At 67.2% G+C, this 16,818-nt stretch carries 11 protein-coding genes and 1 pseudogene; 8 read left to right on the top strand and 4 right to left on the bottom strand.

The window, feature by feature from the left end:
- The first annotated feature begins 176 nt into the window (after positions 1 to 176).
- From glpA to P1K88_RS10305, 3 genes are read left to right on the top strand one after another with little or no spacing between them, the layout of a single operon-like run.
- The gene (gene glpA / locus P1K88_RS10315) at positions 177 to 1,904 is read left to right on the top strand and encodes an anaerobic glycerol-3-phosphate dehydrogenase subunit GlpA (RefSeq protein ID WP_276410092.1); all 1,728 of its coding nucleotides are present in this window, start codon (positions 177 to 179) and stop codon (positions 1,902 to 1,904) included.
- Positions 1,894 to 3,165 (top strand): glycerol-3-phosphate dehydrogenase subunit GlpB, encoded by a 1,272-nt coding sequence (gene glpB, locus P1K88_RS10310; protein ID WP_276410091.1) that lies wholly within the window; start codon positions 1,894 to 1,896, stop codon positions 3,163 to 3,165. Before glpA ends, glpB begins: the two co-directional genes overlap by 11 nt.
- Positions 3,162 to 4,532: an anaerobic glycerol-3-phosphate dehydrogenase subunit C gene (locus P1K88_RS10305; RefSeq protein WP_276410090.1), complete on the top strand. Its 1,371-nt coding sequence runs from the start codon at positions 3,162 to 3,164 to the stop codon at positions 4,530 to 4,532. Before glpB ends, P1K88_RS10305 begins: the two co-directional genes overlap by 4 nt.
- 97 nt (positions 4,533 to 4,629) lie before the next feature.
- On the opposite strand, the gene P1K88_RS10300 is transcribed toward P1K88_RS10305, so the two are convergent.
- Positions 4,630 to 6,393 carry a PAS domain S-box protein gene (locus P1K88_RS10300; RefSeq protein WP_276410089.1) on the bottom strand — a complete coding sequence of 588 codons (1,764 nt, stop codon included), beginning with the start codon at positions 6,391 to 6,393 and terminating at the stop codon, positions 4,630 to 4,632.
- 342 nt (positions 6,394 to 6,735) lie between these two features.
- On the opposite strand from P1K88_RS10300, the pseudogene P1K88_RS10295 reads away from it, so the two are divergent.
- A pseudogene (locus P1K88_RS10295) lies at positions 6,736 to 7,998 on the top strand (RNA-guided endonuclease InsQ/TnpB family protein).
- Between the two features lie 50 nt (positions 7,999 to 8,048).
- Here P1K88_RS10295 and P1K88_RS10290 read toward each other — a convergent pair.
- Positions 8,049 to 8,501: a universal stress protein gene (locus tag P1K88_RS10290; RefSeq protein WP_276410088.1), complete on the bottom strand. Its 453-nt coding sequence runs from the start codon at positions 8,499 to 8,501 to the stop codon at positions 8,049 to 8,051.
- 96 nt (positions 8,502 to 8,597) lie between these two features.
- Positions 8,598 to 11,294, bottom strand: a complete 2,697-nt coding sequence (gene ppc, locus P1K88_RS10285; RefSeq protein ID WP_276410087.1) for a phosphoenolpyruvate carboxylase — start codon at positions 11,292 to 11,294, stop codon at positions 8,598 to 8,600.
- Positions 11,295 to 11,517: 223 nt separating this feature from the next.
- On the opposite strand from ppc, the gene P1K88_RS10280 reads away from it, so the two are divergent.
- From P1K88_RS10280 to malQ, 4 genes are all read left to right on the top strand, one after another.
- The gene (locus P1K88_RS10280; protein WP_276410086.1) at positions 11,518 to 12,321 is read left to right on the top strand and encodes an alpha/beta fold hydrolase; all 804 of its coding nucleotides are present in this window, start codon (positions 11,518 to 11,520) and stop codon (positions 12,319 to 12,321) included.
- A complete protein-coding gene (locus P1K88_RS10275; protein ID WP_276410085.1) occupies positions 12,314 to 13,876 on the top strand; it encodes an AMP-binding protein in 1,563 nt (520 codons plus the stop codon). The genes P1K88_RS10280 and P1K88_RS10275 overlap by 8 nt, the downstream gene beginning before the upstream one ends.
- Before the next feature lie 110 nt (positions 13,877 to 13,986).
- Positions 13,987 to 14,307: a DUF7344 domain-containing protein gene (locus P1K88_RS10270; protein ID WP_276410084.1), complete on the top strand. Its 321-nt coding sequence runs from the start codon at positions 13,987 to 13,989 to the stop codon at positions 14,305 to 14,307.
- A 42-nt stretch (positions 14,308 to 14,349) separates the two neighbouring features.
- A complete protein-coding gene (gene malQ, locus P1K88_RS10265) occupies positions 14,350 to 15,855 on the top strand; it encodes a 4-alpha-glucanotransferase (protein ID WP_276410083.1) in 1,506 nt (501 codons plus the stop codon).
- A 455-nt stretch (positions 15,856 to 16,310) separates the two neighbouring features.
- Here the strand turns inward: malQ and P1K88_RS10260 are convergent, their stop codons facing one another.
- Complete coding sequence (locus P1K88_RS10260; RefSeq protein ID WP_276410082.1) at positions 16,311 to 16,766, bottom strand: ferritin-like domain-containing protein; 456 nt, start codon at positions 16,764 to 16,766, stop codon at positions 16,311 to 16,313.
- Between the last annotated feature and the right edge of the window lie 52 nt (positions 16,767 to 16,818).

Genomic DNA, 16,818 nt, shown 5'->3' with positions numbered 1-16,818 from the left:
AAACAGAGGCTATCGCCGGCTTCGTCACTCGGGGCCCGCGATCGGGAGTAACGAACCGGACCGGCTATCGCTCGTCCGCCCTGGGGCTCGTTCACGGTTTCGAACTGAAATTTACTGACGCCATCGGGTTCAACGGTAAAATAAAGTGCGTGGCATCCAAAGTCGCGGTAAGGTAGATGGCATCGACACCACACATCGCCGTCCTCGGAGGCGGTTCGACCGGTGCGGGAATCGCCAGGGACCTCGCGATGCGGGGGCTCGACGTGACGCTCCTCGAACAGGGGAACCTCACGCACGGGACGACCGGGCGGATGCACGGGTTGCTCCACAGCGGGGGACGCTACGCCGTCTCGGATCAGGCGAGTGCGACCGAGTGTATCGAGGAGAACCGCGTCCTCCGGGACATCGCCAGTCACTGCGTCGAGATGACCGGCGGCCTGTTCGTCAAACGGCCCGAGGACTCCGAGGAGTACTTCGAGGAGAAGCTGCAGGGCTGTGCGGAGTGTGGCATTCCGGCGGAAGCAGTCTCTCGTGAGGAGGCTCGCGCGATGGAGCCCCACCTGGCAAAGGACATCGACAAGGCCATCACGGTGCCCGACGGCGCGGTCGACCCCTTCCGTCTCGTGGTCGCCAACGCCGCGAGCGCACAGGAACACGGCGCTCGCATCGAGACCCACTCGACGGTCACGGACCTGCTCGTCGAGGGCGGCGAGATCGTCGGGGTCGAGGTCGAACACGCCTCGGGGCCGGGCAAACGCGTCCACGGGACCGAGGGCGGCACGGAGGAGATACACGCCGACTACGTCGTCAACGCCACCGGCGCCTGGGCGGGGCGAATCGGCGACATGGCGGGCCTGGACATCGAGGTCCGCCCGTCGAAGGGCGTCATGACCATCATGAACGTCCGGCAGGTCGACACGGTCATCAACCGCTGTAAGCCCAAGGGTGACGCCGACATCATCGTCCCCCACGAGACGACGGCCATCCTGGGGACCACCGACGAGGAGGTCGAGGACCCCGAGGATTACCCCGAGGAACAGTGGGAGGTCGATATGATGATCGACACGCTCTCTGAGCTGGTGCCGATGCTCGAGCAAGCCCGGACCATCCGCTCGTTCTGGGGCGTCCGGCCGCTGTACGAACCGCCGGACGTCGGCAGCACCGATCCGACGGATATCACGCGCGACTTCTTCCTGCTGGACCACGAGGACCGCGACGACGTGTCGGGGATGACCAGCATCGTCGGCGGGAAGTTCACCACCTACCGGATGATGGGCGAGAAGATATCGGACCACGTCTGCGGAAAGTTCGGTATCGACGCCGACTGTCGGACCGCGGCGGTGCCGCTCCCGGGCAGCGAGGACTTCTCGGTCCTGCGGGACTACATGGCCGAATTCGGCCTGCGCTCGCCCATCGGTCGCCGTAGCGTCGAGCGCCTCGGCTCGCGCGCCGACGAGGTTCTGAAGACCGACCGGCCGAACCCGACGGTCTGTGAGTGCGAGGGGGTGACCCGTGCGGAGGTCAAGGACGCCATCACGGGGTCCGGCTCGGACCTCAACGCCGTCCGCATCCGCACGCGGGCGACGATGGGGAACTGCCAGGGGGGTATCTGCAGTCACCGACTCGCGAACGAGCTCCACCAGGAGTACGACCAGAACGTCGTCCGCCAGGCCTGGGACGAACTCCTCCAGGAGCGCTGGAAGGGCCAGCGCCACGCGCTGTGGGGCCAGCAGCTCTCACAGGCGGCCCTGAACTACTCGCTGCACGCGACGACCCAGAACCGGGACCACGACCCCGCCGACGGCGACCCCGTCGACTTCGCCGCGTTCGACGACGGCGTCGCCCCCTCTGACGGGTCGGGCGCCACGGACGTCGCCGCCGACGGGGGGCGACATGGCGATTGAGTCGGACGTCCTCGTCGTCGGCGGCGGCCTGGCCGGGCTCACGAGCGCCATCACCGCCGCCCGCGAGGGCGCGGACGTGCGCCTGGTCTCCTACAAGCAGAGCACGCTCCGGCACGCCTCGGGACTGGTCGACCTGCTCGGGTACACGCCCGACGGCGAGGGGCCGCTGACCGATCCGTACGAGGCGATGGCAGCACTCCACGACGACCACCCCTACCGAACCGTGGGCGTCGAGACGGTCCGGGAGGCGATGGCACTGTTCGACGAGGTGACGGGCTACCAGGGCGGCCACACCGACACCAACGCCCTGCTCCCGACCCACGGCGGCACGGTGAAACCGACCGCGCGGTATCCTCCCGGGGCCGCCGCCGGCGTGGCGAGCGACGACCGCGACATGTTGCTGGTGGGCCTGGAGTCGATGACCGACTTCGACGCACCCCACGCCGCCGCCCACCTGGACGCCGCCGGCGTCCCGTTCGCCGTTCGGGGCGTCACCATCCAGTTCCCCGGCGACCTGCGCGCGGACGCGAAGGTGACCCGGTACGCCAAACAGCTGGACACGAACGCCGAGGTAGCCGTCCGCGGCCGGAACCGGCCCGTCCGCGACGCACTCGCCGAGCGCGTGAACCCGCTGCTAGAGGGCGAGGAACGGGTCGGCTTCCCGGCGGTGCTGGGCGACGACAGGGCCGACGCGGTCAGGGCGGCCCTGGCCGAGAAGATGGGCGTCGACGTCTTCGAGGTCCCCTCGGGCCCGCCGTCGCTGCCCGGCCTGCGCCTCGAGGACGCGCTGTTCGAGGCCCTGGACGAGTCGGGTGCGAGGTTCGAGACGGGCAACCCCGTCGTCGACTACGAGGGCGACGGGGCCATCGAGCGGGTCTTCGTCGAGAAGTACGGTACGAAGATCCCGATCTCGGCAGCCCAGTACGTGCTCGCCACGGGGGGCCTGGTCGGGAAGGGCATCGAGTCCGACCGCGAGGCGGTCCGCGAACCGGCCTTCGACTGCCACGTGCCCCACCCCGCGGACCGCTACGAATGGTTCGACGTCGACGTCTTCGGCGACCACGCGTTCGCGGCCTTCGGTGTCGTGACGGACGCGACGTTGCGGCCGCTGGACGGGTCCGGTGCCCCGGAGTTCGACAACCTCCGGGCCGCAGGGGGCGTCCTCGGCGGGTACGACTACGCGGCCGAGAAGTCCGGTGCCGGGGTATCGATCGCGACAGGCTACGCGGCGGGCCGGAACGCCGCACGGGAGGTACGATGAGCGACGCAGAAGAGAGCCCTACATTCGAGCCAGTTGCACCGAACACGGGAGACGAGTTCGAACCGGTCGACGTCTTCCCCGACAGCGACGACTTCGACCTGCGCCCCGGTGCGGACTCCTGTTACAAGTGCGCCGCCTGTGACACAAACTGCCCGGTGGCGGAGGTCGACGACGATTTCCCCGGCCCGAAGTTCCAGGGGCCGGAACAGTGGCGCCTGAAACAGACGGACGACGACTACACCGTCGACGACTCCATCATGTCGTGTTCGAACTGTATGCGCTGTGACGACGCCTGTCCGTCGGGCGTCCCGCTCAGCCAGATGCACAACACGGCACGGGGCGAGTACGTCAGCGAGCAGATGGACAAGCTCTCGGTCGAGTACGTCCGCAACCGCATCCTCGCGAACTACCGCACCTCGGCGTTCTTCGCGAGCAAGGTCCCGCGCCTCGCGAACGTCGCGATGAACTTCGGGCCGGCTCGCTGGCTGATGGAAAAGACGCTTGGGGTCACCAGCGAGCGGGACTTCCCCGAGTTCGCCCGGGAGACGTTCCGCGAGTGGTGGGCGGCCCGCGGCGGGGCCGACGCCTCCCGCAGTAACGCCCGCGAGAGCCGCCAGCGCCGCGGGGAACCCACCGACAGCGAGAAGAAAGTGGCGTACTTCCACGGCTGTTACTCCAACTACAACACCCCGGAGGTGGGGAAGGCGATGGTCAGGGTGTACGAGCACTTCGGCTACGAGGTCGTCGCGCCCGAACAGCGGTGTTCCGGGACGCCGATGTTCGCAAACGGGATGCTCGCCGACGCCCGCCGGCACGCGGCGGTCAACGTCTCCTCGATGTCGGACCTGGTCGAACAGGGCTACGACGCCGTCGCGTCCTGTACCTCCTGTTCGATGGCGCTGCGCCAGGAGTACCCCGAGCTGTTCGACATCGACGGCATCGAGGCGGTCGCGGCGAACACCTTCGAGGCCCTCGAGTACCTGCGCATCAACGAGGACCTGACGGGGGCGGTCCGGGAGGCGGAGGTCTCGGGCGACCTGGCCGAGGAGTTCGCCTACCACGCGCCGTGTCACGCCCGCAACCAGGGCCTGGACCGCCAGGCGGTCGAGCTGTTCCGTGACCTCGACGGGGCGGGCATCGAGGACGTCGGCGAGTCCTGCTCGGGCATCTCGGGCACCTACGGCTGGAAGGAGGAGAAGTACGAGAAGTCAATGGCGATCGGCGAAGAGATGTTCGAGCACATGGCCCACGCCCAGGGCGAGGTGGGCATGACCGAGTGCCCCACGTGTGCCATGCAGATGGAACACGGCTCCGGGTACGAGATCCGCCACCCGCTTGAACTGCTCGAGGCCGCCCTCGTCGAGTGAGACGGCCGCCGTCCCGGCACCGACGCCGGGCGGAGGACCGTCGGGGTCGCCCGCGTTCGTGACTCCCACCCCACCCTGCGAGCGATGTGGCGGCCGATCACCGGGCGGTGTCGACGCCGGTGAACTCGAAGCGGGCGCCGTCCTCGGGCCCCGTCGTAATCGCGAGGTCCCAGCCGTGGGCGTCGGCGATGCGCTCGACGATTGCCAGCCCGATACCGGTCCCGTTCTCGCTCGTCGAGTGGCCCGGTTCGAACACCGCCTGGCGCTCCTCGACCGGGATGCCCGGGCCGTCGTCGGCGACGTAGAAGCCGCCGTCGAGGGGACCGGCGGTGACGGTCACGTCCCGCCTGCCGTGTTCGACGGCGTTGCGGACGAGGTTCTCGAGCAGTTGTACCAGTCTGCTCCGGTCGGCTCGTATCGTTACGTCTCCCTGTAACGCGAGCGTCGCGTCGTCCGTGTCGACGTTCGTCCAGCACTCCTCGAAGACGTCGGCGAGAGAGACGGGTTCGACGTCGGCCAAATCGCGACCCTCCCGTGCCAGGGTCAGCAGGTCGTCGACGAGCGCCAGACTCCGCTGGACTGCCTCGCTGGCCCGGTCGACGTGTTCGTTGTCACACTCCTCGCGGGCCAGTTCGAGACTGCCCTCCGCGACGTGGAGTGGGTTCCGGAGGTCGTGGCTCACCATCCCGGTAAACGCGTCCAGGCGCTTGTTCTTGCGTTCGAGGGTCAGCGCACGCTCCGTGCGTTCGGTGACCTCCTCCTGGAACCCGACGAAGTTCGTCACCTCGCCGGTCCCGTCCGTGATGGGCGCGACGGTGACCCGGTTCCAGAACTCGGTGCCGTCCGCGCGGTAGTTTCGCAGCTCGACCGTGACCGGCCGCTCCGCGTCGATCGCCGCCCGCAGTTCGGCCACCGGTTCCGGGTCGGTCCTCTCGCCCTGAAGGATTCGGCAGTTGTGGCCGACTATCCCCGCCCGGTCGTAGCCGGTTATCTCCTCGAAGCGGTCGTTGACGTAGACCAGGGGGTTGTCGTCCTGTGAGGGGTCGGTGAGTGTGATGCCGACGGGGGCCTCGTCCATGGCGCGGTCTTTCAGGGCGAGTTCGGCCTCGCGGTCCCGCGTGTCGCTCACGTCCCGGACGGTACAGACCATGTCGCCCGTTTCGGTCCGTGAGACGACGTGGTCCTCCGGGAACGTCGACCCGTCGGCCCGGAGGCCAGTCGTCTCCCCGTGCCAGTACCCCTCCGAGGCGACCGCCGGGAGTATCTCCTCGTACGCGACGTCAGTTGCCCCGGCCGGGTAGACCAGCTCCCAGTGCTCGCCCACCATCGCCGCGGGGTCGTACCCGTAGAGGGCGGCGTAGGCCTCGTTGACGTAGACGAACCGGCCGTCCTCGTCGAGGATGCTGATGCCCTCCTGTGCGCTCTCGACGGCCGCGAGGTGACGTTTCCGGGCCACCTCTGCCTCCATGCGCTCGACGGCGTTGGATATCTTGTTGGCCAGCATCGCGTACTGTTCGGTCCCGCCGGACTTCTGGAGGTACTCCGTCACGCCGGCCGATATCGCCTCGCTCGCGACCGTTTCGCTCCCACGTCCGGTATACAGGATGAAAGGGAGGTCGGCGTGCTCGCTCCGGACCGTCTCGAGAAACGCCAGCCCGTTGTCCCCGGGCATGTCGTAATCGGAGACGACACAGTCGGGCACGCTGGTTTCGAGGTGGTCGAGCCCCTCGGCCGCGGAGGACGCCGATTCGACGACGAACCGGTCGTCCTCCTGCTGGAGGAACGTCGCGGTCAGTTCGGTGAACTCCGGGTCGTCGTCGACGTGGAGCACCCGAATCGTGCCGTCACTTGCCACGGTCACTCTTGCTTGTAGACGAGTGCCGGTACAAAGAGGTGTCGGCAGATGTCACTCGGAGTGGTCGTCCTGCTGGGGCAGCGGCCTCGAGCGGGCGGCGCGACGGGTTCTCCAGTGTCGCGGTCGGCAGACGTGGCGTCGTCACTCGAGCGGGTGAATCGCCGTGGTCGATGTCCCGCTCGCCGGCGGAGGCAGAGAGCGGCGCTTACGGAAGATTCGAGGCAAAAGCCTCGCCCTTTAGGGCGGGATGAAGCCGACAACTGAGGAACATTCCACGCACGTAGCCACGACTGGATATTCAACACCGGCCGCCCGACATTTATGAAAGTGAACAGACTATGCTTACATATGGCGAATCTGGTCGTCACTCGGACACTCAAAGCGAGTGTAACGAATCACTCGCAAGTCGCTGACGACCTCGATTCGCATGGCTTCGCCGCCAGCAAACTGTGGAATGTCGGGCGGTGGACGATCTCGCGTGTCTGGGACGCTATCGGCCACATTCCGGACGCCGACGAACTCTGTTCATACCTCAAGACTCACGACCGCTATGTGGATTTGCACTCACAATCCAGTCAACGAGTTCTTCAGGAACTCGGTGAAGCGTTCGTTTCGTGGTATGAACAAGACGACCCAGACGCGAATCCACCCGGCTACCGCAAACACGGCGACGACCACCCACGCTCGACAGTGACGTGGAAGAATCAGGGCTTCAAACTCGACACCAAGTACAACCGTGTCCGTCTCTCCAAAGGGGCGAATATGAAGGAGTCGCGGTATGCCGCAGACTACATCCTCTGTGAATACACGCTCCAGACAGACGATCAAACACTCGAAGCGGTTGAGAGCGTCCAGACGGTGCGTGCTGTCTGGACTGGTCAGCAGTGGGAACTCCACTTCGTCTGCAAACTGCGGATCGAGACGATCGGGACGCCCGGTGAGAAAACTGCAGGTATCGACCTCGGCATCTGCAACACTGCGGCCGTCTCTGTCGGTGACGAGACACTCCTGTATCCGGGCAACGCCCTGAAAGAAGACGCACACTACTTCCGTCGCGCGGAATACGAGACGGAAGGAACTGATGGCCCAAGCGATCACGCAGGGTGGGCGCGGCAGAAGAAATCCCGGCGACAGGACCACTTCCTACACGCCCTCTCAAAAGACATCGTAGAACAGTGTGCTACCCGTGACGTGGGGACGAAAGCGGTGGGCCACCCCTAGAATATCCGCGAGGATGAAGACTGGGGCAGACACGGGAACAAGCGGTTGCACGACTGGGCATTCGAGGCGTTGCTCGGCCACCTCGAGCACAAAGCCCAAGAGCACGGTATCGACGTCGAGCGTGTCGACGAAGCAGCGTTGAAAACGTCGAAAACGTGCTGTGCGTGTGGGACAGAAGCCGATTCGAATCGTGTCGAGCGCGGGTTGTACGTCTGTGAGAACTGCGAGTTAGTCGCCAATAGCGACCTGAACGCGGCGGAGAATATGCGAGCCACGGTAACTCCGAGTCCTGCAGAGGATAGGAGTAACGGCTGTTTGGCACAGCCCTCGGTACGCCTGTTCGACAAATCAACGGGGCGAGTAGCCCCACAAGAACAGGTTGTCCCGTAGACCAGAATATCCCAACGTGGGAATGCTCGCGCTTCAGCGCGGGGAGGATGTCAATCCTCGCCGCGGACGAAGGTGACCGGGCACGGCGCGTTCAGCATGACCTCCTGTGCGGTCGAACCGAAGACGGCCTTCCCGGTCGGGGATCGCTTGCGGCCGCCGACGACGACGAGGCCGGCGCCGGTATCCTCGGCGAGCGAGACGATCTGGTCGCCGTGGTTCCCGACGGCACCCCGGGCGGAGTGGACGATGCCGGCCTCCTCGAGCCGCTTGCTGAGATCGCGAACCGTGGTGTGTCGGTCGGCGACTTCGTCGGGGTCGGCCTCGCCGGTCGAGGCAAACTCGAGGCGGTCGACGACGTCCTCGTACTGGTCCTCGGTGAAGACGTGTGCGACGGTGACCTCCGCGCCGGTGGGACCGGCGATGTCGATGACGGTGCGAGCGAGTTCTTCGACGCGGTCCTTGTCGTTCGGGCCGACGGCGAGCAGTATCCGTTCCAGTGCCATATGCCACCTGCACCCGGCTGAACAGTAAATGCTTCGATAAATACTACGTCTGTAGTAATCCGTCCGCTCTCCACCGACGGAAAGTGCCTGGGCCGGTTATCCCGTGTTTTTCATGCCGGCGGCGATGCCCTGGACGGTCAGCCGGAGGGTGCGCTGCTCGGTTTCGGTGAGGTGTGACTGGGCCAGCAGGCGGACCTGCAGGAGGTTCAGCGGGTCGACGTACGGGTTGCGCCGATCGAGATTCTCCTCGAGCCAGTCACGGTCGAGCAGCCCTTCGCGGTCGGTTATCTCCGTGACGAGGTCGACAGTCCGTTCGTACTCGTCCTCGATGCGCGGGAAGATGCGGTCGCGGAGGTCCCCGTCGGCGAGGTCAGCGTACTCCCGGGCGATCTCCATGTCGGTCCGGGCCAGCGCGAGCGAGGCGTTGTCTATCTTCGTCCGGAAGAACGGCCACTCCCGGTACATCTCCTGCAGGGATTCGATGTCCCCACCGTCCTCCAGGTAGGCCTCCAGTCCGGTGGCGATGGAGTACCACCCGGGGATGATACAGCGGGCCTGGGTCCAGGAGAACACCCACGGGATGGCGCGCAGGTCGTCGACGCTGCGGTCCTCGCTGCGGGAGGCCGGCCGCGACCCCATGTTGAGGTTCTCGATGACCCTGATGGGCGTGGCCTGCTCGAAGTACTCGACGAAGCCGTCGGTCTCGAGCAGGTCCTGGTACTCGTCGCGGGCGGCGTCTGCCGCCGTCTTCATCGCCTCGGACCACTCCTCGGGGATGTCCTCGACCGGTTCCTCTAAGGCGTTGTAGCGGGCCCGGACCTGGGCGTTGAGCATCTGTTCGAGGTTGCGCTCGGCGATGTCCTCGTTGGCGTACTTCTCGGAGATGGCCTCGCCCTGCTCGGTGAACTTGATCTGGCCGGTGACCGTCTCGTTTGGCAGTGCCAGCATCGCGTCGTTCATCGGGCCGCCCCCGCGGGAGATAGAGCCGCCACGGCCGTGGAACAGGCGCATCTCGACGTCGAAGTCGCTCGTGATGTTGGCCAGGCGCTTCTGGTTGTTGTACAGCGACCAGTTGGCCGCGAGGAACCCGTTTTCCTTGTTGGAGTCCGAGTACCCCAGCATTATCTCCTGGATGTTGTTTCGAGCCTCCAGGGCCATCTCGTAGGCCTCGTTCTCGAACAGGGTCCCCATGATGCGCCGGGCGCCCGAGAGGGCGTACTCGGACTCCAGCAGCGGGACGATGTCCAGCCCGCAGTAGCCCGGCAGGTCGACGATGCCGACCTGGTCGCCCAGGAACAGGACCTCCAGGGCGTGGCTGGGCTCCTCACACCAGCTGATGGCGTAGGTGTCGATGGCGTCGACGCCGAACTCCTTTTGCCACTCGGCGGTCTCGCGGAACCGCCGCATGACGCGCTCGGAGTCCTCCGAGAGGCCGTCGGTCTCCGTCATGTCGATGACCGAGTCCTCCTGGAGGATGGCCTCGGTGAGGAACTCGACGCGTTCGTCCTCGTCCATCCCGTCGTAGTCGATGCCGTGGCGGTCGACGGCCTCGGCGATGGCGTTGGTGTGCATCGCGCGGTGGTCGCGCAGGTCGAGGCTGGCCAGCGAGAAGCCGAAGGTGTCGACCTTCCGGACCAGCGGGTCGACCTGCGACTCGGCGATGACCTGGGCCTCGTTCTCGCGCAGGCTCTCGGCGATGGCACGCAGGTCCGTCAGCAGCTCCTGTGGGCCATCGTAGCCGCCCTGTCGGACGTCGCCGACGCGCAGGACCGACTCGCGCATCAGCTTGAGCTTTTGCCGGTAGGGCTCGTCGGGGTACCGCTCCTCGGCCTCGCTGGCGACGCCGGGGAGACGCGCCTTGTGGTCCTCGAGGCGTTCGTCGAAGCGCTCGTCGGTGTCGATGTTGTCCGCGTCCTGGCTCAGCACGCCGGAGAGTTCCTTGAGCTTGTCACGGTACAGCGGGAGGATGGTGTCGCGCTGGCGTTCCAGCGTCTCCTCGGTGACCTCGGGGGTGACGAAGGGGTTCCCGTCCCGGTCGGACCCGGCCCAGGACCGGAACTCGTAGAGCTTCGAGACGTCGACGTCATCGTCGTACTCCTCGTCGATGGCGTATTCGAGTTCGTCGTAGACGCGGTCGATGACGTCGAAGAGGACGTTCTCCAAGTACCACTGGACGTTCAGGGCCTCGTCGGTGACCTCGGGGCGGCGGTCACGGACCTGTGGGGTCTGCCAGAGGCTGGTCACCTCGGCCTCCAGGTCGCGCTCGACGAGGGCCTCCTCGCGGTCGGTCAGGCGGACCTCGTCTAAGGTCTCCAGGTCGCGAGCGACGGCGCGAAGCTTGGCCTTCACCGTCTTCCGGCGGGCCTCGGTCGGGTGGGCGGTGAACGTCGGCTGGATGAGCACGTCCTCGAGCACGTCCTCGAGGGTCTCGGCGTCGGCGCCCCGTTCCGAGAGCAGCTGCACGGCTTCGGCCACGCTGTCTTCCAGGACCCCCTCCTGACTCTCCTCGCGAATCTGTCGCACGCGGTGGCGCTCCTCGGCGAGGTTGATGAGCTCGAAGTACGTCGTGAAGGCCCGCGAGACGATGTCCTGCTCGGCGGGCGAGAGGCGGTCGAGCGTGCGGCCCACGTCTTTGCGCGTCTCCGCGTCGCCGCGTCGATATTCGATAGACGACGTCCGGATCTGCTCTACGGTCTCGAAGGCTTCGGTCGACGACTGGGCCTCGAGGACGTCGCCGAGGAGCTCCCCCAGCTCCCGCACGTCCTGTTTGATATCTCTGGCGTGCAAAGTCATACCATTGCGTCCCAATCCGAGGCGTAAAACTGTATTGAAATGGGGTGGGGTGGGCGTTCGATAATGACAAACCCCGCGCCGGATCGACGGGCGACGGGCCTGCGCCGTCGGGGTGGCCGACGGGCGACGCGAGTGTCCCCAGAGGCGTCCCGGTCACGGGGCACCGGCCCGAAGGTTTTACCTCCGGGACCCGACCATCCGGGCAACTGAGCAGCCACCACGCATGGAGTACGCTACCAACGACGGCGTCCGCCTCGCCTACGAGCGGCGCGGCCCGACGGACGCACCGACCGTCGCGTTCGTCGAGGGCATCGGCTACGGCCGGTGGATGTGGCGCTGGCAGCGGCAGGCCCTGGACGAGGAGTACGACACCATCGTCTGGGACAACCGCGGGACGGGAGACTCCGACACGCCGGAGGGACCCTACACGATGTCGCAGTTCGCGGGCGACCTGGAGGCGGTCTTCGAGGACGCCGGCGTCGCGTCGGCCCACGTCGTCGGGGCGAGCATGGGCGGGATGGTCGCCCAGCAGTACGCGCTGGAGTACGACCGCGTCCGTTCGCTGACGCTGCTGTGTACGTCGCCGGGCGGCCCCGACGCGGTGCCGACTCCCGAGGCGACCAGAGCCCGGATGTTCGAGGTGCCCGAACACTACGACGCACGCGAGTCGCGTCGGTACAAGATGGCCGCAGCCATGCGCGAGTCGTTCATGGCCGACAACGAGGACCTCGTCGAGCGCATCGTCGACTGGCGCATCGAGTCGGACGCCGGCGAGCAGGCGCTTGCCTGGCAGAACGCCGCCGTCCAGGGCTTCGACGCCCACGACCGCCTCGAGGCGGTCACCGTCCCGGTACTGGTCATGCACGGCACGGCCGACCGTGTCGTCCCGGTCGAGAACGGCGAGTCGCTGGCCGAAGGCCTGCCGGACGCGGAGTTCGTCCGGTTCGAGGGCGCGCCGCACCTCTTTTTCGTCGAGGAGGCCGACCGCGTGAACGAACGCCTCCGGGAGTTCCTCGCCGATGGCTGAGTTCGGTCTCCCGCAGGCGTGGGTCGGCGCCTGGAGCGAGAAGCGCGCCGCACTCACGCCCGACCGGACCGGTCTCGTCGACGCGACGACCGGCGAGCGGTTCACCTACGCCGAACTCGACCGGCGCGCGAACCGGACGGCACGACTGCTCCGTGACCGCGGCGTCGTCGAGGGTGACGCCGTCGCCGTCGTCTCGCGGAACCGACCGGCACTGGTCGACCTGTTCTTCGCGACTGGCAAGACCGGGTGCGTGCTGGCGCCGCTCTCACACCGCCTGGCACCGCCGGAACTGGGGACCCTGCTGGCGCGCGTCGACCCCGACCTCCTCGTCGTCGAGACGCCGTTCCGCGACCCGACGAGCGAGGCGCTCGAGAGAACAGACGTCGAGTGTCCCGTGGTGACGGTCGGCCACCGCGAGGCGGCCACGTCGACCGACGGGCCGTTCTCGGACGCAGAGGCCTACGCCGACACGCTCCCCCCGAACGACGATCCGGTCGAGACGGCGACGGTCGCGCCGTCGGACCCCCACCTCCTGTTGCACACCGGCGGGTCGACGGGCACGCCCAAGGAGACGGTCCTCACCCACCGCGGCATCGTCTGGAACTCGGTCAACACCATCACCGCCTGGGGCCTGCGCGACGACGACGTGTCGCCGATGGTGTTCCCGATGTTCCACACCGGCGGGTGGAACGTCGTCACCGTCCCCATCTGGCACATGGGAGGGACCGTCGTCGTCGCCCGGGAGTTCGACCCGGGGCGGGTCCTCCGGGTCCTCGAAGCGGAGGACGGGTCGGTGCTCGTGGCCGTCCCTGCCGTCCTGCGGGCGATGACCGAGCACGCGGCCTGGTCGGACACCGGCCTCTCGACGCTGCGGGTCGTCAAGTCCGGTGGAGGACCGTGCCGACAGGCCGTCATGGACGCCTGGTGGGACCGCGGCGTCGACCTCTCGCAGGGATACGGCCTCACCGAGTGTGGACCGAACAACTTCGCGATGCCGGACGGGTGGCCCCCGGAGAAGGCCGACAGCGTGGGGCGACCGGCCATACACGTCGACGCGCGCGTCGTCGACGACGGCACACCCGTCGACCGCGGTGAGGTCGGCGAACTGGAGCTGCGGTCGCCCCACGCCGCCGCCGGCTATCTGGACGCCCCCGAGGAGACGGCGGCGACGTTCGGGGTCGACGGGTGGGTCGCCACGGGTGACCTCGCCCGCGTCGACGACGACGGCTACTACCACATCGAGGGGCGCAAGAAACACATGTTCGTCAGCGGCGGCGAAAACGTCTATCCGTCGGCGGTCGAGGACGTTATCGCCGACCACCCGGACGTCGACGAGGTAGTCGTCGTCGCGGTGTCCGACGACCGGTGGGGCCAGGTCGGGCGCGCCGTCGTCGAGGGCGACCCGGACCTGACCGTCGAGGAACTCGGGGACTTCCTCGATGGCCGTCTCGCCCGGTTCAAACACCCGCGCTCGCTGGCGTTCGTCGAGACGATGCCGACGTCCGGCCCCTCGAAGATAGACCGGGACGCCGTCGTCGAGCGGTTCGGCGAGTGACGACCGGAGAGCCTAGACATCTAGGTTGTTTTCTTATTGGTCACTGCAACCTCGATAGGGTACATGCGGGGCCCCGGCGACTCCGGAGAGACATCCCGCAGGACTGAATCATGGTCAACGGCGACAATACAAACGGCACCCAACGACTGAGACTCACGGAGACCGAGCGCCACGAACTGCTCGCCGACGAACTGCGGCGCGAGACGATTTCGGTACTTGGCCGGGCAGCGCCACCACTGACACTACAGGACCTCGCACACACCATCTGGGTGACGGCAGACGGACAGATGCAGCGCCAGGGCCCCGAGAACCTGAAGATCGCCCTCCACCACAACCACCTCCCCAAACTGGCAGACTACGGGGTCGTCACCTACGACGCCGCCGAGAAGACCGTCGTCGAGACCCAGGTCGGCGACGCCTTCGACCTCTAGGGAGCCACGGGATTCTTACCCGGGGCTGTCGAACACCTTCGAATGACGTTCGACCGTTCGAGCGGCGTCTTCCTCCATCTCACGGCACTGCCTGGTCCGGACGGCGTCGGGACGCTGGGCGCTCCGGCCCACGACTTCGTCGACGCGCTCGCGGCCGCCGACCAGTCGCTCTGGCAGTTCTGCCCGCTCGGCCCGACCGCCGGCGGGTTCGGCAACTCGCCGTACCAGACCTACTCGGCGTTCGCCGGCAACCCGCTGCTGGTCGACCTCGAGGCGCTCCGGGCGGCCGGCTGGCTGACCGACGCCGACCTCGCGGAGCGTCCCGACTTCGACGAGCACTGGGTGGAGTACGACCGGGTGAACGCGTTCAAGACTGACCGCCTGCGACGGGCGTTCGAGCGGTTCCGGACGACGGCGACGGACGAAGACCGGGCAGCCCTCGAGGCGTTCGCGGCGGACAACGCGGCCTGGCTCGACGACTACGCACTCTTCCGGGCGATAAAGACGGTGTTCGACGACGAGGGCTGGCGGAGCTGGCCGAAGGGGGTCAGGGAGCGTGACCCCGAGGAACTGTCCCGGTACCGTGCCGACCCCGCCGAGGAGATCCGGTTCCGCAAGTTCTGTCAGTTCTGCTTCGACCGCCAGTGGCAGTCGCTCCACGAACGCGCCAGCGAGCGGGGCGTCACCCTCGTGGGCGATATGCCGATCTACATGGGTCTCGACAGCGCCGACGTCTGGGCGAATCCGGACCTGTTCGACCTGGACGAGGCCAACGAACCGGCCGCGGTCGCGGGGATGCCGACGAACCCCGACGGCCACGGCGAGGGCCAGCGGTGGGGGAACCCGCTGTACGACTGGGACGCGATGCGGGCCGACGGCTACGCCTGGTGGATTCGTCGGTTCGAGTCGCTGCTGGACCGGGTCGACGTCGTCCGCGTCGACCACTTCAAGGGGTACGAACAGTACTGGGCCATCCCGGCCGACGCCACGAGTCCGGCCGACGGCGAGTGGCGCGACGGACCGGGGGAGGCCCTGTTCGAGGCCGTCGAGTCCGCGCTGGGTGACCTCCCGCTCGTGGTCGAGGACCTCGGCGGGGTGACGGAAGCGCTGCGCGCGTTCCGGAAGCGCCTGGGGCTGCCAGGCACGAAAGTCGCCGTCTACGCCGACTGGTGTGCCGAGGACCACGAGTACCTGCCCCACCGCTACCCGGAGGACGCCGTCGCCTACACCTCGACCCACGACACGACCACCGTGGTGGGGTGGTACGAGGACGTCGCCTCCGACCGCCAGCGTGGCTGCCTCCAGTTTGCTCTCGACACCGACGGGACGGCGATACACTGGGACGTCATCGAGGCCGTCTGGGCCTCGGAGTCGGTGTTCGCCGTCGCGCCGATGCAGGACCTCCTGGGGCTGGGCGGCGAGACGCGTTTCAACACCCCGGGGACGGCCGAGGGCAACTGGACGTGGCGGGTTACCGGCGAGGCCCTGGACGACACCGACGTGCAGGGTCGCCTCGCCGAGCTGACAGAGTGCCACGGTCGGGCCTGACTGACGCGGCCGCTACGACCGTGGGCGCCACCGGGAACGTCCGACTCGAGGCTCCGTCCGGCGGCCCAGAGGTCCGATGGCAACCGCAGTTCGTCGTCGATGCGATCTATCTGTGCGTCGTCGAGCGGGTCGTCACCTTCGCCGATGGCCGCCCACCCGAGACGCGACATGCTCCTGTCGGTGGTTCCCATGTCGGAGTCGACGAACGCCTGGCCGCCTTTTGATCCCGAGACCGGTCCGACTGGCTCGACGTGAGCGCCGACCACGTTCGTCCCGACGTCTACCTCCGAGGGTGTGTTACACGCCGTTGCATCGGGGGCTGCACCCACCGATAATCGTATTGTACTGACCTCGTATCGGCGCGGTAGAGTGGACGGGAGCGACCAAAGGGGCGTCGCTCTGAGTACACTGACCGCTGTGCCGGTAACAGAATCTGTCCACTCGCCACGCGTGCCTTACTCGTTCGCGTACTCGGTCCGGAACCCGCGGAACTCGGTGCGGTGGGCCTCCTCGTCGGCAAGCAGGGTGACGGCGAGGTCCTCCGTGACCGGGTCGTCGGCGTCCTCGGCGGCGTCGATGAGGTCGTGGTACGTCGCGATTGCGTCCTCCTCGGCGTCGAGGACACCCTCGATGACCGAAAGCACGTCCGTGGATTGCTCCGGTGGCTGGAGTGACTCCTGTCGGGCGACGAACTCCATCGACCCCGGCGGCTGGGCCTCGAGCTGCTTGAGCCGCTGGCCGAGCTGTTCGGCGTGGGCCAGTTCCTCCTGGACGTCCGCCTTGAGGCTCTCTTTGATCTCCTCGGCTCGGACGCCGTCGAGGACGATGGCGTTCGTCTGGTAGTTCATCACGGTCTCGATCTCGTCGGAGTAGGCCTTGCGAAGCAGTTCGACGACTCGGGTGTCTGCCATACCGGAACTTTCGCTCTCGGGAACATAAATGGGGCGGTCGTGACAGTCGGCC

Source organism: Haloarcula halobia, assembly GCF_029338255.1.
Classification (GTDB): domain Archaea; phylum Halobacteriota; class Halobacteria; order Halobacteriales; family Haloarculaceae; genus Haloarcula; species Haloarcula halobia.
The sequence above is the reverse complement of the archived record's forward strand: the minus strand, read 5'-3'. Positions and strand labels throughout refer to the sequence as shown.

Coding starts and splice junctions, on each gene's coding strand:
- glpB (WP_276410091.1), top strand. CDS start 1,894: ATGGCGATTGAGTCGGACGTCCTCGTCGTCGGCGGCGGCCTGGCCGGG.
- P1K88_RS10260 (WP_276410082.1), bottom strand. CDS start 16,766: ATGGCAGACACCCGAGTCGTCGAACTGCTTCGCAAGGCCTACTCCGAC.
- P1K88_RS10270 (WP_276410084.1), top strand. CDS start 13,987: ATGGTCAACGGCGACAATACAAACGGCACCCAACGACTGAGACTCACG.
- glpA (WP_276410092.1), top strand. CDS start 177: ATGGCATCGACACCACACATCGCCGTCCTCGGAGGCGGTTCGACCGGT.
- P1K88_RS10305 (WP_276410090.1), top strand. CDS start 3,162: ATGAGCGACGCAGAAGAGAGCCCTACATTCGAGCCAGTTGCACCGAAC.
- P1K88_RS10275 (WP_276410085.1), top strand. CDS start 12,314: ATGGCTGAGTTCGGTCTCCCGCAGGCGTGGGTCGGCGCCTGGAGCGAG.
- ppc (WP_276410087.1), bottom strand. CDS start 11,294: ATGACTTTGCACGCCAGAGATATCAAACAGGACGTGCGGGAGCTGGGG.
- P1K88_RS10280 (WP_276410086.1), top strand. CDS start 11,518: ATGGAGTACGCTACCAACGACGGCGTCCGCCTCGCCTACGAGCGGCGC.
- malQ (WP_276410083.1), top strand. CDS start 14,350: ATGACGTTCGACCGTTCGAGCGGCGTCTTCCTCCATCTCACGGCACTG.
- P1K88_RS10290 (WP_276410088.1), bottom strand. CDS start 8,501: ATGGCACTGGAACGGATACTGCTCGCCGTCGGCCCGAACGACAAGGAC.